This is a genomic window from Inquilinus sp. OTU3971, assembly GCF_038440215.1.
The window spans coordinates 22,167-46,201 of the sequence record NZ_JASATH010000020.1 but is presented as its reverse complement, the minus strand read 5'-3'; the positions used below and the strand labels follow the sequence as shown (position 1 = coordinate 46,201).

Genomic DNA, 24,035 nt, shown 5'->3' with positions numbered 1-24,035 from the left:
TGGGCGTATTCGGTATGGCCTTATCGTCGGACCTAGGACACACTGCCGGCAGATCGCCGTTCCAGGCGACCCATAAGGGCGAAGCGCCCGTCAACAGGAGGCTTCTCGATGAAGAGTTGGATCGGCCCCAGCCTTGGCATCGCCTTGCTGGCCCTGTCCGGCGCGGCGCAGGCCGAGCTGAAGAACCCCGGCACCCTGGTCTATCTCTGGACCAGCGACATCCGCACGCTGGACCCGGCCTATATGGCCGACACCCCCAACACCTACGTCTCGATCAACACCCATATGCGGCTCTTGAACTACAAGGGCAGCGAGATCTCGGAGTTCGTGCCGGCCCTGTCGACCGAGGTGCCGTCACTGGAGAACGGGCTGATCAAGCCGGGCGAGAACGGGTCGATCAGCTACACCTTCCCGATCCGCAAGGGGGTCTATACCCACAAGGTCGGGGTCAAGGGCGCGGATGGCGCCATCGCCTGGAAGCTGTATGACGAGCTGACCGACCAGGAGAAGGCGGCGATCATCCCCGGTTACGGCGAGCTGACGGCCCAGGATGTCAAGTATTCGCTGATGCGCGCCATCCTGCAGGGCGACAGCTGGATGGCCAATGCGGTGACCGAGATGATCACCGCCGGCAAGTACCCGAACATCGAGGCCTGGGCCATGGACCTGGCCGGGGTGAAGACCTTCGCCGAGGTCGATGCCGCCGGCCTCGCCAAGGTGCATGACGCGCTGTCCGACAAGATCAAGGTCGACGGCGACCGGGTAACGATCGTGCTGGACGCGCCGTTCCCGGCCACGCTGGGCATCATGGCGCTGCCCTTCGCCACCTCGATCCTCGATCAGGAATGGACTCGCGACCAGGGTGACTGGGACGGCACCGCCGGCACCTGGAAGGCGTTCCACAAGCCCGAGCTGGGCGAGGACAAGCTGTTCGAGGTCGAGAACGGCAGCGGCCCCTTCATGGTCGAGGACTGGGATCGGTCGCAGAAGAAGATCACCATGAAGCGGTTCAACGGCTACTGGCAGGGCCCGGCCCAGTTGGAGCGCGTCGTGCTGCGGTCGGTGCCCGAATGGACCACCCGCCTGCTGCAGCTCGAGGCCGGCGACGCCGACGTGGTGACGACGCCTGTGGAGTTCCTCGATGAGGTGGGAGAGAAGCCCGGCATCAAGGTCACCCAGGGCCTGCCCCAGGTGTTCGGCCGCTCGATCTTCTACATCTGGCCGGTCACCGCGGTGGACAACCCGGCGATCGGCAGCGGCAAGCTGGACGGCAAGGGCATCCCGCCCGACTTCTTCAGCGACATCGACGTGCGCAAGGGCTTCAATTACGCCCAGGACTACCAGCTGCTGCTCGACGACGTGCTGCTGGGCAAGACCGTCCAGCTGCGCGGGCCTACCGTGCGCGGCATCATGGGCTACCGGCCGGACAGCCCGGTCTATTCCTTCGACCCCGAGAAGGCGGCGGAGCACTTCAAGAAGGCCTGGGGCGGCCAGGTCTGGGAGAACGGCTTCGAGTTGACAGCCTATATGAGCGAAGGCAACACCGCGTATCATTCGGCGCTGTCGGTCCTGCAGCAGAACCTGGCCCGGATCAATCCGAAGTTCAGGCTGAAGATCCAGCAGCTGCAGGCCGCCACCTTCGCCGACAAGGTCTATGGCGGCGCCGAGCCCAGCGCATCGATGGCGATCATGGGCTGGGGGCCCGACTACTCCGATCCGGGCGGGCCGCTGGGGGCCGCGACCTACTACCTGTCCAGCACCGGTCTGGTCGGGGGCATGGTCGGCGAGGGCTATCGCCAGTTGATGCGTGACAAGTTCGATCCCCTCCTGAAACAGGCCTGGACCACGGTCGACCCGGCGGAGCGGGAGAAGATCTACGCCAAGCTGCAGGACATGAGCCACGAATACGCCACCACCCAGTTCCTGTGGGAGGAATACGGCTCCATCGTCACGCGCGACTGGGTCGACGGCTATGTCCACAACATGATCGAATACGGCGCCTGGGACTTCTATCCCATCTCGAAGAAGGAGAAATAGGCCCGGCCACCGGGGCAGGGGCGCCGGCAAGGCCGGCCGCGCCCCTGCTGTCCCGTATCGGCTTGAAACCCCATCGATTTGCCACTGCCCGGGACTGCCCATGCTGGCCTATGCGATCCGACGCATGTCCTTCGTTCCCGTCGTCTTCTTCGCGCTGACGCTGATGATCTTCGCGATGCAGATGATGCTGACGCCAACCCAGCGCGTGATCACCTATGTCGGAAGCCCGGACGCGCTGAAGGGCGGCGCCGCCCAGGTCGCGGCGCTGATCGAGAAATATGGGCTGAACGACCCGTTCTACCTGCAGTACGGCCGTTGGATCGGCAACATCCTGCAGGGCAATCTCGGCTGGTCGGAGACGGCGCGGATGCCGGTGGCCGAGGCTCTGGTCTCGCTGTTCCCGGCGACGCTGGAGCTGGTGGTCTTCGCCTTCGTGCCCGGCATCCTGGGCGCGATCTGGCTGGGCAGCCGGGCCGGCGTGCATCTGAACCGGCCGGTCGACCACGGCATCCGCCTGTTCACCGTGCTCGGCTGGTCGTTTCCGACCTTCGTCTTCGGCCTGCTGGTGCTGATGGTGTTCTACGGCTCGTTCGGCTGGTTCCCGCCGGGGCGGCTGAGCCAATGGGCGCTGGTCGAGATCGGAGGCGACGGCTTCCGGCGCTGGACCGGGCTGAACACGGTCGACGCGCTGCTGAACGGCAATCTCGCGATCTTCCTGGATTCCCTGCGCCACCTGGTGCTGCCGGTGGTGACGCTGACCTATGTCAACCTGGCGTCGATGACCCGGATCATGCGCACCTCGATGCTGGAGGCGCTGCGCCAGGACTATGTCCGCACCGCCCGGGCCAAGGGCATGAGCGAGCGGGTGGTGCAGAACCGGCATGCCCGGCGCAACGCCCTGCTGCCGGTGGTGACGCTGGCGGGGATGGAGGTGGCGGCGATGCTGGGCGGCGTCGTCATCACCGAGACCATCTTCGACTATCACGGCATCGGCCAGTTCGCGGCGAATGCGGCCTCGAACCTGGATTTCCCGGCCGTGCTGGGCTTCGCCCTCTATTTCTCGCTGGTGCTGGTGGTCCTCAACCTGGTGGTGGACCTGCTGTACCCCCTGTTCGACCCGCGGGTGAGGCTGGCATGAGGATCGTCGGGTATCTGCTGCGCAACCCGCTGTCGCTGCTGGGCATCCTGGTCCTGGCGGGCTTCGTCGCAGTCGCCGCGCTGGCCCCGGTAATCGCGCCGCCGGAGCCGTACCAGACCTCGCCCTACGAGATCCCGCGCAGCGGCTTCCGCGCCACGCCGCAGCCGCCCTCGGCCCGGGCCCTGCTGGGTACCACCGAGGGTCAGTTCGACATCTATTACGGCCTGGTCTGGGGCACCCGCACCGCCTTCAAGATCGGCCTCGGCGTGGTCCTGATCTCGACCCTGATCGGCGTCGTGGTGGGGGCGGTGTCGGCCTTCTACGGCGGCATGGTGGACGAGGTGCTGATGCGCATCGTCGACGTCTTCCTGGCCGTGCCGTTCCTGATCGCGGCGATGGTGCTGACCACGCTCCTGGGCAAGGGCATCGGGCCGATGACGATCGCGCTGACCGCCTTTGGCTGGATGAACTATGCCCGCGTCATCCGCAGCGAGATCCTGCGGGTGAAGGAGCTGGACTACGTCAAGGCCGCGCGGTCCTACGGCACGCGCGACGCCCGGCTGCTGCTGCGGCACATCCTGCCGAACGCCTTCTTCCCGGTGCTGGTGCTGGCCACGATGATGACGGGGTCGATGGTGCTGACCGCCTCCGCCCTCAGCTTCCTCGGCGTCGGGGGCGAGCCGGGCTACGCCGATTGGGGCCAGCTGATCAGCTATTCCCGCAACTGGATCGTCGGCCGCGGCGACAGCCCGTTCCGCTACTGGTACACGCTGGCCTTCCCCGGCGCCGCGATCTTCCTGTTCGTGCTGTCCTGGAGCCTGCTGGGCGACGCGCTGCGCGACATCCTCGACCCCCGCCTCCGGACCTGAGAGGAGACACCCGAATGGACGCCCGTGCCCTGGCCGCCGGCCTGGAGGAATTCATCGCGCATGAGGTCGGGGACAAGGCGATCCCGTCGATCTCCTACGCCGTGGTCGACCGCGACGGCCTGCTGGCCACCGGCCATGTGGTGCGGCCGGATCTCAGCCACCGGCTGGACGGGCATTCGCCGTTCCGCATCGGCTCCCTGACCAAGATGTTCACCGCGATCGGCATCATGCAGCTGGCCGAGAAGGGGCTCGTGGACATCGACGCCGACGTGTCCGCCTATATCCCGGACTTCCGCCCGGTGAACCCGTTCGCCGGGCGCGAGAGCGGCCCGTATGGCGCCCAGGTGTCGCTGCGCAAGCTGATGAGCCACACCTCCGGCCTGGTGCGCGAGCCGAAGGACGGCCACTACCTGGACGACCGGCGGCCGGGGCTGGCGATGACGGTCGAGGGGCTGAAGACCTCGGTGCTGAAGGAGGATCCCAGCGCCGGGATCGTGCACTACTCCAACGCCGCCATCGCCGTGGTGGGCGCGGTGCTGGAGCGGGTCAGCGGCATGGGGTATGCCGAGTATGTCGACCGCCACATCTTCCAGCCGCTGGGCATGGCCGAGAGCAGCGCGGTGCTGACGCCCGAGGTGCGGGACCGGCTGGCCCCGGCCTGGATGTGGGATGTCGACCGCGACTTCCCGGCGCCGGTCTTCGACCTCGGCGGGTCGCCGGCCGGCGCCATCGCCTCGACCGCGCCGGACATGGCGAAGTTCGCTTGCTGCATGCTGCGCGGCGGCTTCGCCCCGGACGGGCAGTCCATCCTGTCGCCCGCCAGCCTGAAGCAGATGTGGACGGTGGTGGGCCGGGCGGCGGCCGGCCACAGCAGCAGCAAGGGCTACGGCCTGGGCTTCGGCGTCGGCGATATCGACGGCTGGACCTGGGTCGGCCATGGCGGCGCGGTCTATGGCTATGCCACCCAGTTTGTGGCGTTGCCCCAGGCGGGTCTGGCGGTGCTGATCTTCAGCACCCTGGACTTCACCAACCAGATCGGCACCCGGCTGTCGCGGCGGGCGCTGCGGCTGGCCCTGGCGTCGCGCAAGATGGGTCGGTCCCCGGCCCCGCCGGCGAAGCATCCGCCGCTGACCGCGGCCCATCTGACGGCGATGCCAGGCCTCTACCAGGCCGCGGACGGCAGCGAGAGCGTTGAGATGCGGGAGAAGGACGGCCGGCTGTACCTGATGGGCGAGGGCGTGCCGCTGGAGCTGAAATGGCGCGGCGGCGACGCCTTCACCATCGATGGCCGGATCTATGGGGAAGAGGCGGATTATCCGCATCTCGACCTGACCTTCAGCGCCGAAGGCGTGCTGGGCTGGAAGGGCAAGCACTGGGCCCGGCGCGACACCGTGCATTCCGATGCGCCGGCCGAGCTGGTGCCGCATCTCGGTGTCTACGGCCCGGACTTCAACCCGACGCATCTGTTCTACGCCGACGGCCGCCTGAAATGCCTGATCGAGTATTTCTGCACCCATGACTGCGAGCAGCTGCCGGACGGCAGCTGGCGCATGCACGGGATCCTGTACGAGGGCGAGGCGCTGGAGCTGGCGGCCCGGGACGATGAGGGCCGCACCGGCATCCGCGTCGGGCCGATGTTCCTGGCGCGGCACGCAGACCGAACGGCCAGATGACTGCCGCTGCGCTATAATGCCCGGCAAAAGCAAGGCAACAGCGCGGGGAGGACATCATGAGGCTGATCGAGGTCGGGCCCTTGACCGGGGTCGTGCAGCGGATCTTCGCCGCCGGCGGCTGCGGGGCGGAGGAGGCGGGGCGGATCGCCCGCCACCTCGTCGACAGCAACCTGTGCGGCCATGACTCGCACGGCGTGGTGCGCACCAAACGCTACATCGACTTCCTCCGCGCCGGCACGGTCTTCCCCGGCCGCAGCGCCGACCTGGTCTTCGACGGCGGCAGCCTGGTGGTGGTCGACGGGCAGTTCGGCTTCGGCCAGACCATCGGCGAGCAGGCCACCGATCTGCTGGCCGAACGCGCCAAGGCGCATGGCATCGCGCTGGTCACCATCCGCCGGTCCGGCCATCTCGGCCGGCTGGGCGATTGGGCCGAACGGCTGGCCGGGCACGGCCTGGTCTCGCTGCATTTCCTGAACACCACCGGCCTCGGGCTGATGGTGACGCCGTTCGGCGGCAGCGACCGGCGGCTGTCGCCGAGCCCGATGGCGATCTGCGTGCCTGTCGAGGGGCGCGATCCGATCCTGCTCGACATCACCACCGCCATGACCGCCGAGGGCAAGTTGCTGGTGGCGAAGAACAAGGGCGAGACGGTCGGGCCCGGCATCATCGTCGACAAGGCCGGGCAGCCGACTACCGACCCGGCCGATTTCTACGCCGGCGGCGCGATCCTGCCCTTCGGCGGCCACCGCGGCGCCGGCCTCAACATCCTGACCGACATCCTGTCCGGCGCGCTGTCGGGCGGCGGCTGCACCGCCCCGGGCGTCACGGTGCTGGAGAACACCATGACCAGCATCGCCATCGACGTCGGCCGGCTGCCCGACCGCGCCGCTTACACGGCGGAGATCCTGCGCTTCTGCGATTGGGTGAAGGGATCGCCGCCGGCCGATCCGGCGGCACCGGTGCTGCTGCCGGGCGAGGTCGAGGCCGCGACCCGCCGGCGCCGCGCCGCCGAAGGCATCCCGATCGACGACGCGACCTGGGGCGACACCCGCGCCGCTGCAGCCTCCGTCGGCCTTCCGGAGGCCGAAATCGAGGCGATCGTGTCGGCCTAGCCCCAGGAGGGCTTCACGGCCCGATCTCCGTGGCGATCGCCGCCAGATAGCGTTCCGCCGGGGCTTGCCAGTCCGGTCCGGCGACCAGCCCGACATAGCCGTCGGGGCGGATCAGCCACAGCCCGTCCTCCGACGGCGCCGGCCGCGCCCGCGTGTCGACGAGGTCGGGGAAGATCGCCGCGAGACGCGCGGCGGCATCATCTGCTCCTGCCACGGCGAAGCGCGGTGCCGCGCCGGACCCGATCGGATCGCCCGCCACCGGCAGCCAGCGCTCGCCGGCCGCCGGTAACGTACCGCCGCGCGGCGCATGGGCCGCCGCGACCGACAGGGGGCTGTCGGGATAGGCGATCTCGAGCTCGGTCAGCGTGTCCGACATCCGGCGCTGCACCTGCGACAGGCCGAGCACGATCCGGGCCGCGGCATTGCGCACCGCCTGGGCCACCGGGTTGCGCAGGATCGCGACATCGGTCATCCGCCCGGCGGTGCGCAGCACGCGGTCGCCGACGGCGCTGCGCTCGACCGAATAGCTGTCGAGCAGCGACGCGCGGGCCGTGCCCTTCGCCACCAGGGCCAGCTTCCAGGCCAGGTTGAACGCGTCCTGCATGCCGGTGTTCATGCCCTGGCCGCCCGCCGGGCTGTGGATGTGCGCGGCGTCGCCGGCGAGGAAGACGCGGCCGGCGGAGTAGTCCCTGACCTTGCGCTCGTTGATCCGGAACGAGGACAGCCAGATCGGATCGCGCAGCCGTACGCCGCCGGGGCCGCGCTGGTCGACCAGCGCCTGTACCTCCGCCAGAGTCGGGCCGGGACGCTGTTCCTTGCCGTCCGCGGGGCCGAGATCGGCGACCACGCGATACCGGTCCCCGACGATCGGGAAGAACGCCAGGATGCCGTCCCGGTGCCAGAAGATGTCGAGCCGGTCCGGCACGCCGAGGCCGTCGAGCCGCATATCGGCCAGCACCCAGTCGCTCGGCTGGGTCGAGCCGGCGAAGTCGAAGCCCAGCCCATGGCGAACGGCCGAATGCGCGCCGTCGCAGCCGACCAGCCAGTCGGCCTCTACGATCTCCTCACGGCCGGCGGCGTCGCGCAGGGTCGCCGTGATGCCGCCGGCCGTGAGGACATTGAAGCGCAGCAGCTCGACCTGACGCTCGACCCGGCATCCCAACTCCTCCAGCCGGGTTTCCAGCAGCCGCTCGGTCTCGTTCTGGGGGATCATCAGCGCGAAGGGGTAGGGGCTTTCGATCTGGTCGAAGCCGACCTCGCCGATGAGCTGACGCCCGTTCGAGATCCGGACGCCATGCGCCTTGATGCCGGCTGCGAGGAAGCGCTCGACGCCGCCGGCGCGCTCGAGCAGCTCCAGCGAGCGGCTCCACAGCACCAGCGCCTTCGACTTGTCGGTCCGCGCGGCCGCCTTGTCGACGATGCGCACGGGCACGCCGTAGCGGGTCAGCTCGGCGGCCAGCGTCAGCCCGACCGGCCCGGCGCCGACGATCAGCACCCTGACAGGATTCGCCATGCTCCCCTCCCGCTCGGCCAATCGGCGCGGCGCCGGCCGCCGCGACGATGGCGGGAGGATTCCACAGGGTCGCGACCGGGCAGGCAAGCCCCGTTCTCGCCGGCGTCTCAGCCGATCCGCATCGACAGCTCGACATCCTCGCCGAACGGCGTCGACAGGTAGCCGCCGGCGGGCGAGCGCACCCGGGCCAGGTAGTCGGGGCTGTAATCGGCGTTGTCGGCGACGATGAAGGCGCCCGGCCGCAGGCGGCCCTCCACCAGGCTCAGGATCTCGGGATAGAGCGCCTTGGCGCCGTCGAGCAGCAGCAGGTCGATCGTGTCGGGGAGGTCGACGCTCAGCGTCTGCAGGGCGTCGCCCACCCGGATCTCGACCAGATCGATGACGCCGCCGGCCGTCAGGTGCTCTCGCGCCCGCGCCACCTTGGACGGCTCGAACTCGCTGGTGATCAAGCGGCCGCCGCCATTGTCGCGCAGGGCCGCGGCGAGATGCAGGGTCGAGATGCCGAAGGAGGTCCCGAACTCGACGATCGTCCGCGCGCCGCAGCCGCGCGCCAGCATGTAGAGCAGGGCACCGGCCTCGCGCGACACGGCGAGCGGGAAATCCTTCAGGCGGCCGTAGAAGTCGAGATACTCGGTCTTGCTCCGCATCAGCCGCGCATGCTCCTCGGCGGAGAGGTCGGCCAAATCGGGGCTCGCCGCCGGCGAGGTTTCCTCCGCCGCCGCGAACAGGCGGTCCAGCAAGGGGGCGAGCGGGGTGGTGGTCAAGGTGGTCATGCAGGGCTCCGGTCGAAAGAGGGGCGCGTTCTTGCGCCGGGGCCAAAATACGACTAGTTCGTCAGGTTCCTGAGTCGCATTGCCCCCGCATAGCCGTGTCCGATCGCCAAATACCGCAGATTTCCTCGCGAAAGCAGCCGCAGCAGGCGCGCTCGACAGGGCTCGTCGACGCGATCCTGGAGGCCGCTGTTCAGGTTTTGGCGAAGGAGGGTGCCCAGCGCTTCACCACGGCGCGGGTGGCCGAGAAGGCGGGGGTCAGCGTCGGGTCGATCTACCAGTACTTCCCGAACAAGGCGGCGATCCTGTTCCGGCTGCAGAGCGACGAATGGCGGCAGACCAGCGATCTGCTGCGCACCATCCTCGAGGATCGCCGATCACCGCCGCAGGAGCGGCTGCGCACCCTTGTCCATACCTTCCTCCGCTCGGAATGCGAGGAGGCCGCGATGCGCATGGCGCTCGCCGATGCGGCTCCGCTCTACCGCGATGCGCCCGAGGCGCGGGAGGTGAAGGAGTCGGGCCGCCGCTCCGTCGAGGTCTTCATGCGGGAGGCGCTGCCCGAGGCCTCGGACGCAACGCGCGCCCTGGCCGGCGACCTGATCACGGCGACGCTCAGCGCGGTGGGCAAGCAGTTTTCGGAAACGCCCCGGACTGCGGCGGAGATCACAGCCTATGCCGACGCCATGGCCGACATGGTCTGCGCCTATCTCAAAGGCCTCGGGACTGACTGAGGCGGCCGATGCACCGCCCTGCTCAGTGCAGAGGCGATGCATCGGCCGCTGCCGCGGCTTCAGAAGTCGAACTTGTCGATGTTCGCCTTGGTGAAGACGAAGGGCGCCCCGAGCAGGATCTCGCTGCCGTTGACGACCTGCAGGTCGCCGAGCTTGCCGGCCTTCACCGAGGTCGCGCCCGGCTTGAGCGTGCCGTCGGCCACGGCTCGCAGCACATACATGGCGGCATAGCCGAGGTCGACCGGGTTCCACAGCACCACCGACTTGACGCAGTCCTTCGCCACATACGGCTTCATGGCGTTGGGCGTGGCCAGGCCGACCACGGCGATCGAACCGCATTTGCCGGCCTGGGTGACCGCCTCGGCGGAGGCCGGCGTCGCCACGCTGGTCATGCCGACGATGCCCTTGAGCTCGTCGCCATGCTTGTTGATCAGCGTCGTCGCCTGGTTGAAGGACAGGATGTTGTCCTCCTGCGCCTCGACCGTCTCCAGCCATTTCAGCTTCGGGTGGCACTTCTCGGCATAGGCCGCCATCTCGGCGATCCAGCGCGCCTGGTTCGGCGTGGTGAAGGTCGAGGTGACGATGGCGAAGGAGCCGTCCTCGCCGATCTCCTTCGCCAGGTTGTCGATCAGCGACTTGGCGATGCCGTTGAACTCCGCCTGGTTGACGAACCACTGGCGGGCGTCCGGCGTCGAATTGGCGTCGTAGCCGACGACGTTGATGCCCTTCGACAGGGCCTTCTTCAGCACCGGCGCGATGGCCACGGGGTCGTTGGCGGCGAACAGGATGCCGTCGACGCCGCTGGTGATGGTGTTGTCGATGAAGGTGATCTGCTCGTCGATATTGGCCTTGGTCGGCCCGTCCGTCTTGGCGCTGACGTTGCCGAGCTCCTTGGCCGCGTCGGCGATGCCCTTCGAGGTCGCGTTGAAATAGCCGATGCCGATCAGCTTCGGAATGTCGACCACGGTAAGGGGCTTGCCCGCGCGGTCCGGCGCGCCGGTCGGGGTGCCGCCGTCATAGGGCTTCGCCGCCACCGCCGCGGCCGTCCCGTCGCAGGCCAGCGGGCTGGTCGGCAGGTCGTCGCCGCCCGTCCAGGCCGAATCCGCCCGCGCCGCACCGGCGGCCAGCAGCACGCCGAGCGCCAGGGCCCATGTCGTCCGCCTCATGTCCATCTCCTCCACTGTTTGCGGGCCGGAATCCGGCGAGGCCCGCGCTTCTTGGTCAGCCGTCGCCGTCGCGGCGGAACAGGTTGCCGATGAGAATGGCGAGGATCAACACCACGCCGATGACGACGATGGTGCCGTCGCCCTTCACCCCGGCCAGGGACAGGCCGTTCTTGATGGCCTGCATCAGGATGAGGCCGAGCACCGTGCCGATGATCGTGCCACGGCCGCCGAAGATGCTGGTGCCGCCGAGGACGACCGCGGTGATGACGTCGAGCTCCAGCCCCGTGCCCATGTCCGAGCGCGTGGTCGACACGCGCGACACGAAGACCACGGCGGCGAGCCCCGCCATTAGCCCCGAGCCGGTGTAGATCAAGAGCTTGGTGCGGTCGACGCCGATGCCCGAGAAGCGGGCGGCCGTCTCGTTGGCGCCGACCGAATAGGTCGAGCGGCCGAAGGTGGTGAGGCCGAGCACCACGGCGGCGGCCACCGTGACGATCAGCAGGATCCAGAGCTGCGAGGGCACGCCCAGCGCCTCGCCCTGGCCGAGGCCGAAGAACCACTCCGGATAGCCGCGCACCGAGCGTGCCTGGCTGATGCCCTCGGCCAGGCCGCGATAGAGGGCGAGGGTGGCCAGGGTGGCGATCAGCGGCGGCACCCGGAAGCGGGTGATGATCAGGCCGTTGACCAGCCCCGCCACCGCGCCGACCACGAGCGCCAGGGTCATCGCGGCGGGCAGCGGTAGGCCGAGAGTCTTCCAGAACACGCCGAGCAGGATGGCGCAGAGCCCGAGGATCGATCCGACCGATAGGTCGATGCCGCCGGTGACGATGACGAAGGTCATGGCCAGCGCCACGAGACCGACCTCGGCCATCAGCCGGCCCTGGTTCAGCAGGTTGTCGATGGTGAAGAAGCGGTCCGACTGGGTAGCCAGCAGGGCCAGCGCCAGCGCGACCAGGATGGCGAGGATCGTCTCGTGCCGTAGAAGGAAGCGCAGCGACACCGGCGCCTCCTCAGAGTGCGACGCGCCGGCGCCGCACCATGTCGGCGAGCACCGTGACGAGGATGAGGAGGCCGAGCACGGCGCGCAGCCAGTAGGCCGACACGTTGAGGAAGATCAGCGCCGAGCCGATGGTGGCGAACAGGAGGGCGGCGAGGGTCGAGCCGATCACCGTGCCCATGCCGCCCAGGATCGACACCCCGCCAATGACCGATGCCGTGATGACCGTGAGCTCGAGATTGGGCGGCACGGTCGACTGGATGACCTGCAGCTGGGTCGCGAACAGCACGGCGGTGATGCCGGCGAAGACGCCGTGGATGGCGAAGACGGCGACGGTCGTGGGCTCGATCCGGATGCCGGTGGCCCGCGCCGCCTCGGCATTGCCGCCGACGGCATAGATCGACCGGCCGAAGGCCGAATAGCGCATCCAGAAGGCGGTGAGGAGCGTCAGCACGACCATGAAGTAGATCGGCAGCGGCAGGCCGAAGAGGCGCTTCTGGGCGATCAGGTAGTCGGCCGGCAGGTTGGTGATCCAGGCGCCGTCGGTGACGCTGATCAGGCCGCCCTTGAGGATCGACAGCATGCCCAGCGTCACCACGATCGACGGGATGCGGGCATAGGCGACGAGGCCGCCGACGAAGGCGTTGACCACCACGCCGGCGAGGATCGGCGCCGTCCAGGCGACCCAGACCGGATAGCCGCCGACCGCGAGCGTGCCGGACAGCGTGGCCAGCACGCCGATCAGCGAGCCGATCGACACGTCGATATGGCCCGAGATGATGACCAGGGACATGCCGAGCGCGGCCACCGCTATATAGGCGTTGCTCGAAAAGATGCTCGTCAGGTTGGTGTCGCTCAGGAAGCGCGGGTTGACGGCGCCGACCACGACGAAGAGCGCGACGAGGGCGCCGAGGATGACCAGTTCCTGGCCGTAGGCTCCGAGGAAGCGGCCGAACCGTCCGCTCCGGGCCGAGGAGCGGGCCGCGGCCGTGATCGTGGTCATCAGGCCGCCTCCGCCGCGTCGCCGGACCGCGTCATCGCCGCGCCGACCGCGTCGGGCGTCGCCTCCGCCCGGTCGAAGGCGGCGGCGATGCGCCCGCCGCTCATGACCAGGATTCGGTCGCTCATGCCCAGCACCTCGGGAAGCTCGCTCGAGATCAGCAGGATGGCGAGGCCCTGGGCGGCGAGCCGGCTGATCAGGGCATGCACCTCGGCCTTGGCGCCGACATCGATGCCGCGCGTCGGCTCGTCGAGGATCAGGATGCGCGGCTCGGTGGCGAGCCATTTCGCCAGCACCACCTTCTGCTGGTTGCCGCCGGACAGCTGGCGCACCGCCTGCTCGGGGCCGCGGGTGCGGATGCCGAAGCGCTTGATGGCGTCGCGGGCGAGGGCGCCTTCGCGCCGCAGGTCGACGATGGAGGCCTTGGCGATCCGGCCGAGGACGGCGAGCGACACATTCTCGCGCACCGTCTGCGGCCGGATCAGGCCCTGCATGCCCCGGTCCTCCGGCACATAGGCGATGCCCAGGTCCCGGGCCTGGCCCGGCCCGCCGATCGCGACCGGCTTGCCGTCCAGCAGGATCTCCCCCGCCGTGGCCGGGGTGATGCCGAAGATCGTGAGCGCCAGCTCGGTGCGGCCGGAGCCGACCAGCCCGGCGATGCCCAGGATCTCGCCGGCATGCAGCGACAGGGAGATGTCCTGCACCGTCGTGTTGTAGGAGACGTTGCGCAGCTCGAGCATGGTCCGCCCGATCGCGGCCTCGCCCTTGGGGAACAGCTGTTCGATCGAGCGGCCGACCATCATCGACACCAGCGTCTTCTCGTCGACCTCGCCGATCGGCCTTGTGCCGATCAGGGCGCCGTCCCGCAGCACGGTGACGCGGTCGGCCAGGGCGAAGATCTCCGCCATGCGGTGGCTGACATAGACGATGCCCACGCCCTGGCCGCGCAGCCGGCGCACCACATCCATCAGCCGCTTGACGTCGGCGTCGGCCAGCGCCGCCGTCGGCTCGTCCATGATGACCAGACGGGCGTTCCAGGACAGGGCCTTGGCGATCTCGACCCGCTGGCGGTTGGCGACCGAAAGGCTGCCCACCCGGAGGTCGACGTCGAGGTCGTGGCTGTCGAGCGAGTCGAGCAGCTCGCGCGCCCTGATCCGCATCGCCTCCCAGTCGAGCCCGCCCCAGGACCGGCGCGGCGCATGGCCGAGGAAGATGTTCTCGGCGACCGTGAGCTCGGGAAACAGCAGCAGCTCCTGATAGACTGTGGCGATGCCGGCCTGCTGCGCCTCGCGCGGCGAGGAGAAGCTCGCCGGCCTGCCGTCGACGCGCAGCTCCCCGGCATCGGCGCGATGGACGCCGGCGAGGATCTTGATCAGCGTCGACTTGCCGGCGCCGTTCTCGCCAAGCAGGGCATGCACCTCGCCGGGATGCACATCGAAGCTGATGTCCTTCAGCACCGTCAGCCCGGCGAAGGATTTGGACACACCGGCAAGCTCGACGACTGCGGTCATGCCGGCGTCAGCGACGGTCAAGGCCAGCCCCGCATCCGAGCGGTCGACGCCGGGCGCAGCCGGGAGAGTCCTGCTCCGCCGATGCGTTCTTTCCCCTGAACCCCATGGGTGGCTTCCATCCCTGTCGATCCGGTTCCGAAGACCGTCATTGGAGATCGAGGCGCGGGGCGCTTCGTCCCTGATCCAATCATCAGACCATAAAGAGGTTTTACTGTCACCTCCTCCAAGGGGATCCGGCCCGCCCTGCTGGGGCATCCTGCGATTGCCGGAGAAACGGTGCGGGGGCTATTGCACAATGACAATTGAAAGTACAATCTTCGGCCGCCATGACGAGAGGGGCCGATGCCGCCATCGCCGCTGACGCCGCAGATCGCCGCGCGCATCATCGACTACGCCCGCGACCAGCCGCTGCGGGCGAACGATCATCTGCCGGCGCAGAAGCTGGCCGATCTGTTCCGCGTGTCGCGGTCCCCGGTCAATGACGCGCTGAAGCTGCTCGAGGCCCGGGGCGTCGTCCGGCGCGAGGCCAACCGGGGCTTCTTCCTGGCGCAGGATCCCGCGGCCCTCGCAATCGACATCGCGGCCGATGCCAGCCCGGAGGCGGGCGAGGAGGCCTATTTCCAGCTCGCCGAAGACCGGCTGTCCGGCCGGCTGCCGGACCGGGTCAGCGAGAATGAGATCATGCGGCGCTACGGCCTGTCGCGCAGCGAGGCGATCCGGATCCTGACGCGGATGGCGCGGGAAGGATGGGTCGAGCGCCTGCCCGGCAAGGGCTGGGGCTTCCTGCCGGTGCTGACCTCCAGCGAGGCCTACCGGATGGCCTACCAGTTCCGCATCGCGATCGAGCCCGCCGCCATCCTGCAGCCGGGCTACACGGTCGACGAGGAGGCGTTCCGCCGGGCGCGGGCGCAGCAGCAGGCCCTGCTGGACGGCGACTACCGCACTCTGTCGCGCACCAAGCTGTTCGAGATCAACTCGCATTTCCACGAGATGATCGTCGCCGGCTCGGGCAACCTCTACTTCATCGAATCGATCAAGCGGGTGAACGCCAGCCGCCGGCTGGCGGAGTACCGCAAGACGGTCGACCGCAGCCGCCTGGTCGGCCAGTCCCTGGAGCATCTGCGCATCCTCGAGCTGCTCGAGGCCGGCGACGTCGCCAAGGCGGCCGAGTTCATCCGCTTCCACCTCGAATATGCCCTCAAGCTGAAGGCCGACGGCACCCTGGGCTAGCCGCACCGCGCCGCGAGAGCCATGCCGCTTTGGCACGTGCAAAATCGAATTGACTTACGTTGCTATATTATGCAACTCATCAATCGTGGTTGGGCGCTCGCATCCGTGGCGCGGCCGCTTCCATTCATCCGTGGCGCGGCCGCTTCCATAGCAGCGATGCCGACCGAGCCGCAGCCCGCGGCCGGCCGGAGCTTATCGAAGCGGGGCAGGGGCGGTTCCGCGGCATCCGCCAGCCGCTGCGCTGGGACGCGGCGGGTATCGGCATGTTCGGCAATCCGGGGCCGCGCGGCCTGGCGCTGGACCCGGACTTCTGCCAGGGCTTCGCCGCGCTGGCGCCGCTGGGCCTCAGCTTCGACGGCTGGCTGTTCCATCCCCAGCTGGACGAGCTGGTCATGACCGGCAACCTGCTGCACCACGAGTACCAGCCGGACTCGCTGCGCGTGATCGCCCGCGGCGTTTGGCGCGACGAAAGGCGGCTGGAGATGACCTGGCGCTTCGTCGAGACCGCGTTCTGTGACACCGTGACCCTGACCTTCGGCGACGGCGACGTCCGGCTGGACCGCCGGGTCAACACCAATGCCGGGCCGCTGGAGCGGCCGACGCTGCTGGGGCGGGCGGCGTGAGAGCGGAGCGACGAGCTTGAGCGACGTGAAGACCATCCTTGCCTTCGGCGACAGCCTGACCTGGGGCGCCGATCCCGTGAGCGGCGGCCGCCACCGCTTCGAGGACCGCTGGCCCAGCGTGCTCGAGGCCGGGCTGGACGGATCGGCCCGGGTGATCGCCGAGGGCCTCGGCGGGCGCACCACCATGTTCGACGATCACGGCGCGGCGGCCGACCGCAACGGCGCGAGCATCCTGCCGACGCTGCTGGGCAGCCACTATCCCCTCGACCTCGTGATCATCCTGCTCGGCACCAACGACCTGAAGCCGCATGTCTGCGGCACCGCCCTCGGCGCGGGTTCCGGGATCGAGCGGCTGGCCGAGATCGCCAGGACCTATCCCTATGGCCGGGGCGCCGCCACCCCGCAGGTGCTGATCGTCTCCCCGCCGCTGTTCGGCGAGACCGTGGGCGGCGACTGGCAGCCGGCCGGCGGCCGCAGCATCGCCGAATCGCAGAGGCTGGCGCCGCGCTATCGGGATGCCGCGGAATACTGCGGCTGCGCCTTCTTCGATGCGGCGGCCGTGGCGGTGGCGTCTCCGGTCGACGGCGTGCATCTCGACGCCGCGAACACCCGGGCGATCGGCCAGGCGCTGGTGCCGGTGGTCCGGCAGCTGCTGAGGCTGGGCTGACGACAGCACCGAGGCCCGGTCGACCTATGCCGCGGTATGGGCCAACCTCGCCCTCGGGCGGATCGCTCCGGGCCGCACCCGCAGGATAGGCTTGTCCGTCAGGCTCACGCACGAGGTGGGCGCCGGTCGACCGGCGCGGGCATCCCGCTCCCCCGTCGCCGGCCGGAACAGGACATGCGATGGATCAGATGTCCGCCTCGGCGCTGCTGGCGTCTCCACTCGCGCATCTCGATCTGGTCGGGCTCGCCGGGATCCTCGTCTGGCACCTGATCCCGCGGCAGCGATCGGCCACCCGGCTCGTGGTGCAGATCGGGTTCTTCGCGGTGATGACGGCGATCCTCCTGCGCAGCAACGTGTCCCCCTTCATCCTCGATGGCCACCGGACCGCGGAGGACAGTGGCCTGATCGTCGTCTCCGCCCGGCTGCTCTGGTGGGTGCATCTGGCCTGGGCGCTCATCGGCTTCGTCCGCATCTACCTCGTCCTCGAGCGACTCCCACGCGAGGCGCGGCTGCTGCAGGATCTGGTGGTCGGCACCGTCTATCTCGGCGTGGCCCTGTCGATCCTGGCCTTCGTCTTCGGCATTCCGATCGGCACCCTGGTCGCTACCTCGGGCGTCATCGCCATCATCCTGGGCCTCGCCCTGCAGAACACGCTGGGCGACGTCTTCTCGGGCATCGCCATGACGCTGGGCCGGCCCTTCGCGATCGGCGACTGGATCGTGCTCAGCGACGGAACGGAGGGCCGCGTGGTCGAGAGCACCTGGCGCTCGACCCATCTCCTGACCGGCTCGAACAACATCGTCGTGCTGCCTAACAGCTTCCTGGCCGGGCTCGGCCTGACCAATGTCAGCCGCCCCGACGAGACGCATTCGGTGTCGCTCATCATGCGCGTCGCCCCGACGCGGATGCCGGCGATCATCGCGGATGTCATGCAATCGGCCCTTCTCAGCTCGGAATCCACCCTGAAGGAGCCGCCGCCGACCGTTGCATTGCGGGGGCTGGACGCGACGGCGCTGGAGATCGAGCTGAACTTCCGGGTGGCCAGCCCGGCGCAGCGGACAAAGGCCAAGAACGAGGTCCTCGACCTCGTCTACCGCCATTGCAAGGCGGCCGGGCTGCTGCTGGCGCTGCCGGCGAACGCCGTGATTGCCCCCCAGGATCTGCCGACGGAGGAGACGGCGCGTCCGCCGCAGGTCTCGCCGGCGGAGCTGATCGAGGCGATGCCGATCTTCGCCGCGCTGACGCAGGAGGAAAAGCGGGCGCTCGCCGACACGGCCGCCACGCGGGGGTATCGCAAGGGCGACGTGATCGTCCGTGAGGGAGACGCGTTGTCGTCACTGATGATCGTCCGCGCCGGCGTCGTTCTGATGCGCCGCGGTGGCAGCGAGGTCGGCCGGCTCGCCCCCGGCGACTTCTTCGGCGAGACCGGGCTGCTGGCCGGCATGGGGGAGGCCTGCACGCTGGAGGCCCTCACCCGCGTGACCGTCTACGAGATCGACCAGGCCGCCTTCGGGCCGCTGATCGAGAACCGGCCGGCCCTGGCCGAGGATCTCGCCCACCGCCTGTCCGCGCGTGTCGAGAAAGCCCAGGCGCATGCCGGCGAGGGGCTGGCGCATGGCCGCGGCCATCATTTCTTCCTGGGGGCCATCCAGACCGTCTTCCGTAAGAGAGCAGCCAGCTGACGCAACCCATGCCGAGGTCCAGGGTCAGCTAGCCATCGGTGTGCGGAACCAGACATCCGCCCAGTGGCGGCCGGATCCCCGGCTGCCGGAGATTGCGTTGCGGCCGTCGCTGCGGCCGCGACGGCAAATCCGAGGATGATCAGATGCAGAAGCTGAGGGACAAGGTCGCGCTGGTGACCGGCGGCAACAGCGGAATCGGCCTGGCCGCCGCCAAGGCCTTCGCGGCCGAGGGCGCACAGGTCGTGATCACCGGCCGCCGCCGGTCCGTGGTCGACCAGGCGGTGCAGGAGATCGGGTTCGGCGCGCTCGGGATCGACGGCGATGTCGCCGATCCGGCACACCATGGTCGTGTCGCCGAGGAGGTGGTGCGGCGCTTCGGCCATCTCGACATCTACATGGCCAATGCCGGGGTCAACCAGATCACCCATTCGGCCGATGTATCCGAGGCCGAATACGACATGCAGTTCGGCATCAACGCCCGGGGCGTGTTCTTCGGCGTGCAGAAAATGGCCCCGATCCTGCGCGACGGCGGGGCGATCATCCTGGTCGGCTCGCTCGCCAGCGAGAAGGTGCTCGATGGCCATGCGGTCTATGCCGGCTCCAAGGCGGCGATCGGCGCCTTCGCCCGGAGCTGGGCTATCGAGCTAAAGGATCGCGGCATCCGGGTCAACGTGCTGAGCCCGGGCCCGGTCGACACGGCGATCCTCGACAAGCTGGGCGTCCCGCCTGAGAAGCGCGACTCCTTCACCGCGGCGATGGCCGCGGGGATCGCGCTGGGCCGGCTGGGCGGGCCGGACGAGCTGGCGCGGGCGGCGCTGTTCCTCGCCTCCGATGCCAGCAGCTTCGTCACCGGCATCAACCTGCGGGTCGATGGCGGCATGGCGCTGCTCTGAGCTGGCGGGATCGGCCGCGGCAGGCGGCCGATCCCTAAACTAGGATAGAATCTATCTGTGTTTGCCGTTGCGGCTCGTTACTCGGACTGTTAGAGTCCGAGTTATGGCCCATGTGACTGTCAGCGTCGAATACGGCATGCATTGCCTCCTGTGGCTCATCGACAAGGGTGAGACCCCGCTGAGCTGCCGCGACCTCGCCGACCTCCAGGGGCTGTCGCCGAGCTTCCTCGCCAAGATCTTCGCCAAGCTGGAGAAGGCCGGGATTGTCCAGGCGACGGAGGGCGTGCGCGGCGGCTACGTGCTCGCCAAACAGCCGGAGGACATCAGCGTCCTCGCGATCGTGGACGCGATCGAGGGCCGCAAGCCGCTGTTCGATTGCCAGGAGATCCGCGGCCGCTGTGCCGTGTTCGGGGACAGCCCGCCCGGCTGGGCGCTGGCCGGCACCTGCTCGATCCACGCCGTGATGCTGCGGGCGGAGAGGGCGATGCGGGAGTCGCTGGCCGCGCAGTCCCTGGCCGATATTGCGACGGTCGTCTACCGCAAGGCGCCGCCCGAATTCTCGAACGAGCTGCAGGAGTGGATCGACCGCCGGGTCAACGGCCGCGGCCGCAGATCCGGCGTTGCCTCAACCGCCTGATAGAACCGGATTCGCCCCATGAACACGGTCGCTGCAACGGAGCGCCCCCTGGTGCTGATCGTCGATGACGACGAGGCCGTCCGCTCCGCGCTCCAGGAGCTGATGTTCTCGGTGGGGCTCGATGCCGCCGGCTTCGCCTCGGCGCGCGAGCTGCTGGACACGAAGCTGCCGGACCGCTCCGGATGCATGGTGCTCGACGTGCGCCTGCCCGGGACCAGCGGCCTCGATCTGCAGCAGCAGCTCGCATCGAACGGCAAGACCAAGCCGATCGTGTTCCTGACCGGCCATGGCGACATTCCGATGACGGTCCAGGCGATGAAGGCCGGCGCCATCGATTTCCTGACCAAGCCGGTCCGCGACCAGACCCTGCTGGACGCCGTCTCGGCCGGCATCGAGCGCGATGTCGCGCAGCGGGCCAAGGCCCGGATCGCCCGGCAGCACGTCGACGACCACAAGAGCTTGACCCGGCGCGAGCGTCAGGTGCTGCGCGCCGTGGCGCTGGGGCGGTTCAACAAGCAGATCGCCTACGACCTCGGCATCAGCGAGGTCACGGTCAAGCTGCACCGCAGCAACGTGATGCGGAAGATGCACGCGACGTCGGTCGGCGAGCTGATCCGGGCGTGGGAGGCCCTTCCCGCCGACCTTCGTGACGAGGCGCCGACCTAGACCACGGGGATAGTTATAAACCGGCTGCGGATGGCGTGACATGGCCGTCAAGCCGCGTCGATGAAGGCCGATCGTTTGTCCAAAGTGCCCGTTATCGCGATCGTTGATGATGACGAAGCCATGCGCGACGCGCTGTGCGAGCTCGTTCAGGTGATGGGCTTCTCGACCGAGGCCTTTGATGGCGCGGCGGCCTTCCTCGCGGACCTCGCGCCCGGGCGGTTCGATTGCCTCATCACCGACGTCCGGATGCCGGGGATGGACGGGATCGATCTGCAGCGCCGGCTGCGGGCGCTCGGCTCGACCATGCCCGTGGTCATGATCACCTCCGCCCCCGATCCGGCGGGGCGGGCGCGGGCGCTGGAAGGCGGCGCCTGCGCCTATCTGGCCAAGCCGGTGGACGACTGCGCACTGCTCGGTCACCTGAGGTCGGCCCTCGGCCACGACGAGGGGCCCGGCGAAGACTCACCCGGAGGCTGACATGTCCGAGACGCTTCCTGCGGCCGGCGACCCTGACTCCAGAATCGTCCTGGAGATCGATGCGCTGTATCGCGGGTCGCCCCATTGGGAGCTCGACACGGCGGACGCCCGGACGTTCATCGGCGCCGGCCCGTCGGGCGGCGATCTGCGCCAGGCGAACTGGGCGGCAGAGGTGCTGGGGCGCTCGCGTGTCGTTGACGTCAACGACCGGGCCGCGCACCTGGTGGGGACTCTCGAGGGCCGCGAGGAGATGATCGGCCGGCCCGTCGCGGATTTCTGGCCGCCGGACAGCCAGGACGACCTTGCCGAACTGATCGCCGAGGTTGTGGCCGACCGGTCCCCTGATGCGACGCGGAGCCGCGATATCACCTCGCTGCTGCTGCAGGCCCCCGTACTGACGGTGTGGCGCTCGCAGGAGGCCGGCGCCGACACGGTGTTCGTTGCGGTGAAGGGCGCGATGAACGATCGTCGGTCCTACTGGTCGCTGCGGGCGAGCGAGGAACGCTACCGCAAGCTCATCCACCACATGCCCAATCCCCTTCTCCGGGTCGATGCGAGGGTGATGGGCCGGGTGTTCGCGCGGCTGAAGGCGGAGGGCGTCGTCGACATCGAGTCATACCTCGATGCCCATCCGGAGCTGATCGCCTTCGCGGAGCGGAGCGTGCGGATCACGGAGGTCAACCCGGCCGCGGCGCTGCTGTTCGGCGCGAGGAGCCCGGCGGATCTCATCGGCTCGGTGGAATGCCTGTTCAAGGCATCCCCGGAGACGGCCCGGCGAGTCACGATCGCGCATTTCGACGGTCGCCGAAGCCATGACGAGGTGATGAAGCTGCGCACGCTCGACGGCCGGCTGCGCGACGTGCGGATCGCGGTGACCTTTCCGACGCCGCCGGAGCAGCTGGATGTGACGGTCATCGGCCTGGACGACCTCACCGACCGGCTGCGCACCGAGGCGCAGCTGCGCCAGCTCCAGGCCGATTTCACGCGCGCCGCCCGCATCTCGACCCTCGGCGAGCTCGCCACCTCGATCGCGCATGAGGTGAACCAGCCGCTCGCCGCCATCTTCACCAATGCGGAGACAAGCCTGCGCTGGCTGTCGCGCGATGAGCCGAATCTGGCAAAGGTGGTTCAGCTGACGACCCGGATCGTGGACAGCGCCCGCCACGCCAACGAGATCGTCCACCGCATCCGGGCGATGACGGCGAAGCATGCGCCGGAATGCCTGCCCCTGGACCTGAACGAGGTGGTCGACGAGGCGCTGCTGTTCCTGCGTCATGACATCGAGTCCCGGTCGATCCGATTGTCGACGAAGCTCGGGCTCGGCCTGCCCCGCGTGATCGGCGACCGGGTCCAGCTGCAGCAGGTGATCGTCAACCTGCTGGTCAACAGCGTCCAGGCGATCAGCCAGGCCGGCACCAGGGATGGCCGCGTCGAGCTGAGCACCGGGCTCGGCTCCGGCGGCGAGGTCGTCTTCGTGATCCGGGACAACGGCCCCGGCATCCCGGAAGACGACCTCGACCGCATCTTCGAGGGCTTCTTCACCACCAAGGACGAGGGCATGGGGCTCGGCCTCGCCATCTGCCAGTCGATCATGACGGCGCATGGCGGCGGCATCGCCGCCTCGAACCGCCCCGAGGGCGGCGCGTGCTTCCGGCTGTGGCTTCCGGCCGAGCCCGACCCGGCCTGACCTCTCCCAAAGGACAGGATATCCCATCCTTCGGTGTGCCGGACTACCGGCCGGCACAATGGAGGAGGGGGCCTGAGATCTACGATCCTTCCTGTCGTTTCCAGGCGCCGGCCGTGACGCAGAGACGGCGCCCGGTGCCCCGTTCGCGAGAGGTGAACCATGAAGATCGTCGTCATAGGCGGGACCGGCCTGATCGGTTCGAAGGTTGTCGCCAGGCTGGCCCAGAAGGGCCACCAGGCCCTCGCCGCCGCGCCGAACACGGGCGTCGACACCATCACCGGCAAGGGGCTGGACGAGGCGCTGACGGGCGCCGAAATCGTCGTCGACCTCGCCAACTCGCCGTCCTTCGAGGACGGGCCGGCCATGGAGTTCTTCCAGACCGCCGGCCGGAACATCACCGCAGCGGAGGTGAAGGCCGGCGTCCGGCATCACGTCGCGCTGTCGGTCGTCGGGACCGAACGGCTGCTGGACAGCGGCTATTTCCGCGCCAAGCTGGCGCAAGAAAGCCTGATCAAGGCGTCGCCGATCCCCTACACCCTGGTCCGCGCCTGCCAGTTCTTCGAGTTCATCCGCGGCATCGCGGACCTCTCGATGGTGGACGGTGCCGTGCGTCTGCCGCACACGCTGTTCCAGCCGATGGCGGCGCAGGACGTCGCGGCCGCGGTCGCCGAGGCGGCGCTGGCCGCGCCGACGAACCGGATGCAGGAGGTGGCCGGCCCCGCCCCGTTCCACCTCGACGATCTGGTCGCCAGGGTCCTCGCCTACGACAAGGATCCGCGCCGGGTCATCACGGATCCGGAGGCGTCGTATTCCGGCGTCAGGGTGGACGACCGGTCGCTGATGCCCGGCCCGGATGCCCGTCTCGGCACCACCAGCATCGATTGGTGGCTCGCCAACGTCCCGCCGCCGCCGAAGAAGAAATAGCCGGCGCCGCCGCGGCCCGCGGCATTCGAGAG

The 24,035-nt window shown here is 69.0% G+C and carries 22 protein-coding genes; 16 read left to right on the top strand and 6 right to left on the bottom strand.

Features of this window, described 5'->3' with window-relative positions; all coding sequences use genetic code 11:
* Positions 1 to 108 precede the first annotated feature (108 nt).
* The 5 genes from AAHM41_RS07625 (at position 109) to AAHM41_RS07605 (ending at position 6,829) form a co-directional block, all read left to right on the top strand.
* The gene (locus AAHM41_RS07625; protein ID WP_342235927.1) at positions 109 to 2,037 is read left to right on the top strand and encodes an ABC transporter substrate-binding protein; all 1,929 of its coding nucleotides are present in this window, start codon (positions 109 to 111) and stop codon (positions 2,035 to 2,037) included.
* A gap of 124 nt (positions 2,038 to 2,161) precedes the next feature.
* Positions 2,162 to 3,175 (top strand): ABC transporter permease, encoded by a 1,014-nt coding sequence (locus tag AAHM41_RS07620; RefSeq protein ID WP_342235926.1) that lies wholly within the window; start codon positions 2,162 to 2,164, stop codon positions 3,173 to 3,175.
* Entirely contained in the window at positions 3,172 to 4,044 is an 873-nt protein-coding gene (locus AAHM41_RS07615; RefSeq protein WP_342235925.1) for an ABC transporter permease, read from the top strand. The genes AAHM41_RS07620 and AAHM41_RS07615 overlap by 4 nt, the downstream gene beginning before the upstream one ends.
* Positions 4,045 to 4,058: 14 nt before the next feature.
* On the top strand, positions 4,059 to 5,717 hold the full coding sequence (locus AAHM41_RS07610; RefSeq protein WP_342235924.1) for a serine hydrolase domain-containing protein: 1,659 nt from the start codon (positions 4,059 to 4,061) through the stop codon (positions 5,715 to 5,717).
* 56 nt (positions 5,718 to 5,773) lie between these two features.
* On the top strand, positions 5,774 to 6,829 hold the full coding sequence (locus AAHM41_RS07605) for an Ldh family oxidoreductase (protein WP_342235923.1): 1,056 nt from the start codon (positions 5,774 to 5,776) through the stop codon (positions 6,827 to 6,829).
* A 13-nt stretch (positions 6,830 to 6,842) separates the two neighbouring features.
* Here AAHM41_RS07605 and AAHM41_RS07600 read toward each other — a convergent pair whose 3' ends face one another.
* Together AAHM41_RS07600 and AAHM41_RS07595 are read right to left on the bottom strand one after the other, a co-directional pair.
* Positions 6,843 to 8,342 (bottom strand): FAD-dependent monooxygenase, encoded by a 1,500-nt coding sequence (locus AAHM41_RS07600; protein WP_342235922.1) that lies wholly within the window; start codon positions 8,340 to 8,342, stop codon positions 6,843 to 6,845.
* Positions 8,343 to 8,449: 107 nt separating this feature from the next.
* Complete coding sequence (locus AAHM41_RS07595) at positions 8,450 to 9,115, bottom strand: O-methyltransferase (RefSeq protein ID WP_342235921.1); 666 nt, start codon at positions 9,113 to 9,115, stop codon at positions 8,450 to 8,452.
* Between the two features lie 95 nt (positions 9,116 to 9,210).
* On the opposite strand from AAHM41_RS07595, the gene AAHM41_RS07590 reads away from it, so the two are divergent.
* Positions 9,211 to 9,843 carry a TetR family transcriptional regulator gene (locus tag AAHM41_RS07590; protein ID WP_342235920.1) on the top strand — a complete coding sequence of 211 codons (633 nt, stop codon included), beginning with the start codon at positions 9,211 to 9,213 and terminating at the stop codon, positions 9,841 to 9,843.
* 59 nt (positions 9,844 to 9,902) lie between these two features.
* Here AAHM41_RS07590 and AAHM41_RS07585 read toward each other — a convergent pair whose 3' ends face one another.
* Genes AAHM41_RS07585 through AAHM41_RS07570 form a run of 4 tightly spaced genes read right to left on the bottom strand, consistent with a single transcriptional unit; the run spans position 9,903 to position 14,538 of the window.
* Entirely contained in the window at positions 9,903 to 11,009 is a 1,107-nt protein-coding gene (locus AAHM41_RS07585) for an autoinducer 2 ABC transporter substrate-binding protein (protein WP_342235919.1), read from the bottom strand.
* Between the two features lie 55 nt (positions 11,010 to 11,064).
* Entirely contained in the window at positions 11,065 to 12,009 is a 945-nt protein-coding gene (locus AAHM41_RS07580) for an ABC transporter permease (protein ID WP_342235918.1), read from the bottom strand.
* Positions 12,010 to 12,019: 10 nt separating this feature from the next.
* Positions 12,020 to 13,009, bottom strand: a complete 990-nt coding sequence (locus tag AAHM41_RS07575; RefSeq protein ID WP_342235917.1) for an ABC transporter permease — start codon at positions 13,007 to 13,009, stop codon at positions 12,020 to 12,022.
* Entirely contained in the window at positions 13,009 to 14,538 is a 1,530-nt protein-coding gene (locus AAHM41_RS07570; protein ID WP_342235916.1) for a sugar ABC transporter ATP-binding protein, read from the bottom strand. The genes AAHM41_RS07575 and AAHM41_RS07570 overlap by 1 nt, the downstream gene beginning before the upstream one ends.
* 321 nt (positions 14,539 to 14,859) lie before the next feature.
* On the opposite strand from AAHM41_RS07570, the gene AAHM41_RS07565 reads away from it, so the two are divergent.
* The 10 genes from AAHM41_RS07565 (at position 14,860) to AAHM41_RS07520 (ending at position 24,003) form a co-directional block, all read left to right on the top strand.
* On the top strand, positions 14,860 to 15,747 hold the full coding sequence (locus AAHM41_RS07565) for a GntR family transcriptional regulator (protein WP_342235915.1): 888 nt from the start codon (positions 14,860 to 14,862) through the stop codon (positions 15,745 to 15,747).
* Between the two features lie 89 nt (positions 15,748 to 15,836).
* Positions 15,837 to 16,370, top strand: coding sequence for a hypothetical protein (locus AAHM41_RS07560; RefSeq protein ID WP_342235914.1), 534 nt, complete (start codon positions 15,837 to 15,839; stop codon positions 16,368 to 16,370).
* Positions 16,371 to 16,395: 25 nt separating this feature from the next.
* Positions 16,396 to 17,037 carry an SGNH/GDSL hydrolase family protein gene (locus tag AAHM41_RS07555; protein WP_342235944.1) on the top strand — a complete coding sequence of 214 codons (642 nt, stop codon included), beginning with the start codon at positions 16,396 to 16,398 and terminating at the stop codon, positions 17,035 to 17,037.
* 179 nt (positions 17,038 to 17,216) lie between these two features.
* Positions 17,217 to 18,719 carry a mechanosensitive ion channel family protein gene (locus AAHM41_RS07550; protein WP_342235913.1) on the top strand — a complete coding sequence of 501 codons (1,503 nt, stop codon included), beginning with the start codon at positions 17,217 to 17,219 and terminating at the stop codon, positions 18,717 to 18,719.
* Positions 18,720 to 18,862: 143 nt separating this feature from the next.
* Positions 18,863 to 19,612, top strand: coding sequence for an SDR family NAD(P)-dependent oxidoreductase (locus AAHM41_RS07545; RefSeq protein WP_342235912.1), 750 nt, complete (start codon positions 18,863 to 18,865; stop codon positions 19,610 to 19,612).
* Positions 19,613 to 19,715: 103 nt separating this feature from the next.
* Positions 19,716 to 20,249: an RrF2 family transcriptional regulator gene (locus AAHM41_RS07540; RefSeq protein WP_342235911.1), complete on the top strand. Its 534-nt coding sequence runs from the start codon at positions 19,716 to 19,718 to the stop codon at positions 20,247 to 20,249.
* A gap of 18 nt (positions 20,250 to 20,267) precedes the next feature.
* Positions 20,268 to 20,915, top strand: coding sequence for a response regulator transcription factor (locus tag AAHM41_RS07535; RefSeq protein WP_342235910.1), 648 nt, complete (start codon positions 20,268 to 20,270; stop codon positions 20,913 to 20,915).
* Positions 20,916 to 20,975: 60 nt separating this feature from the next.
* A complete protein-coding gene (locus tag AAHM41_RS07530) occupies positions 20,976 to 21,392 on the top strand; it encodes a response regulator transcription factor (protein ID WP_342235909.1) in 417 nt (138 codons plus the stop codon).
* Between the two features lies 1 nt (position 21,393).
* Positions 21,394 to 23,079 (top strand): PAS domain-containing sensor histidine kinase, encoded by a 1,686-nt coding sequence (locus AAHM41_RS07525; protein ID WP_342235908.1) that lies wholly within the window; start codon positions 21,394 to 21,396, stop codon positions 23,077 to 23,079.
* A 159-nt stretch (positions 23,080 to 23,238) separates the two neighbouring features.
* The gene (locus AAHM41_RS07520) at positions 23,239 to 24,003 is read left to right on the top strand and encodes an SDR family oxidoreductase (protein ID WP_342235907.1); all 765 of its coding nucleotides are present in this window, start codon (positions 23,239 to 23,241) and stop codon (positions 24,001 to 24,003) included.
* The last annotated feature ends 32 nt before the right edge of the window (positions 24,004 to 24,035 follow it).

Bases quoted from the DNA above. Each gene is read 5' to 3' on its own strand.
- AAHM41_RS07545 (WP_342235912.1), top strand. From the start codon at position 18,863: ATGCAGAAGCTGAGGGACAAGGTCGCGCTGGTGACCGGCGGCAACAGC.
- AAHM41_RS07565 (WP_342235915.1), top strand. From the start codon at position 14,860: ATGCCGCCATCGCCGCTGACGCCGCAGATCGCCGCGCGCATCATCGAC.
- AAHM41_RS07600 (WP_342235922.1), bottom strand. From the start codon at position 8,342: ATGGCGAATCCTGTCAGGGTGCTGATCGTCGGCGCCGGGCCGGTCGGG.
- AAHM41_RS07615 (WP_342235925.1), top strand. From the start codon at position 3,172: ATGAGGATCGTCGGGTATCTGCTGCGCAACCCGCTGTCGCTGCTGGGC.
- AAHM41_RS07625 (WP_342235927.1), top strand. From the start codon at position 109: ATGAAGAGTTGGATCGGCCCCAGCCTTGGCATCGCCTTGCTGGCCCTG.
- AAHM41_RS07620 (WP_342235926.1), top strand. From the start codon at position 2,162: ATGTCCTTCGTTCCCGTCGTCTTCTTCGCGCTGACGCTGATGATCTTC.
- AAHM41_RS07585 (WP_342235919.1), bottom strand. From the start codon at position 11,009: ATGAGGCGGACGACATGGGCCCTGGCGCTCGGCGTGCTGCTGGCCGCC.
- AAHM41_RS07530 (WP_342235909.1), top strand. From the start codon at position 20,976: ATGAAGGCCGATCGTTTGTCCAAAGTGCCCGTTATCGCGATCGTTGAT.
- AAHM41_RS07605 (WP_342235923.1), top strand. From the start codon at position 5,774: ATGAGGCTGATCGAGGTCGGGCCCTTGACCGGGGTCGTGCAGCGGATC.
- AAHM41_RS07610 (WP_342235924.1), top strand. From the start codon at position 4,059: ATGGACGCCCGTGCCCTGGCCGCCGGCCTGGAGGAATTCATCGCGCAT.
- AAHM41_RS07535 (WP_342235910.1), top strand. From the start codon at position 20,268: ATGAACACGGTCGCTGCAACGGAGCGCCCCCTGGTGCTGATCGTCGAT.
- AAHM41_RS07520 (WP_342235907.1), top strand. From the start codon at position 23,239: ATGAAGATCGTCGTCATAGGCGGGACCGGCCTGATCGGTTCGAAGGTT.
- AAHM41_RS07595 (WP_342235921.1), bottom strand. From the start codon at position 9,115: ATGACCACCTTGACCACCACCCCGCTCGCCCCCTTGCTGGACCGCCTG.
- AAHM41_RS07550 (WP_342235913.1), top strand. From the start codon at position 17,217: ATGGATCAGATGTCCGCCTCGGCGCTGCTGGCGTCTCCACTCGCGCAT.
- AAHM41_RS07540 (WP_342235911.1), top strand. From the start codon at position 19,716: ATGGCCCATGTGACTGTCAGCGTCGAATACGGCATGCATTGCCTCCTG.
- AAHM41_RS07575 (WP_342235917.1), bottom strand. From the start codon at position 13,009: ATGACCACGATCACGGCCGCGGCCCGCTCCTCGGCCCGGAGCGGACGG.
- AAHM41_RS07525 (WP_342235908.1), top strand. From the start codon at position 21,394: ATGTCCGAGACGCTTCCTGCGGCCGGCGACCCTGACTCCAGAATCGTC.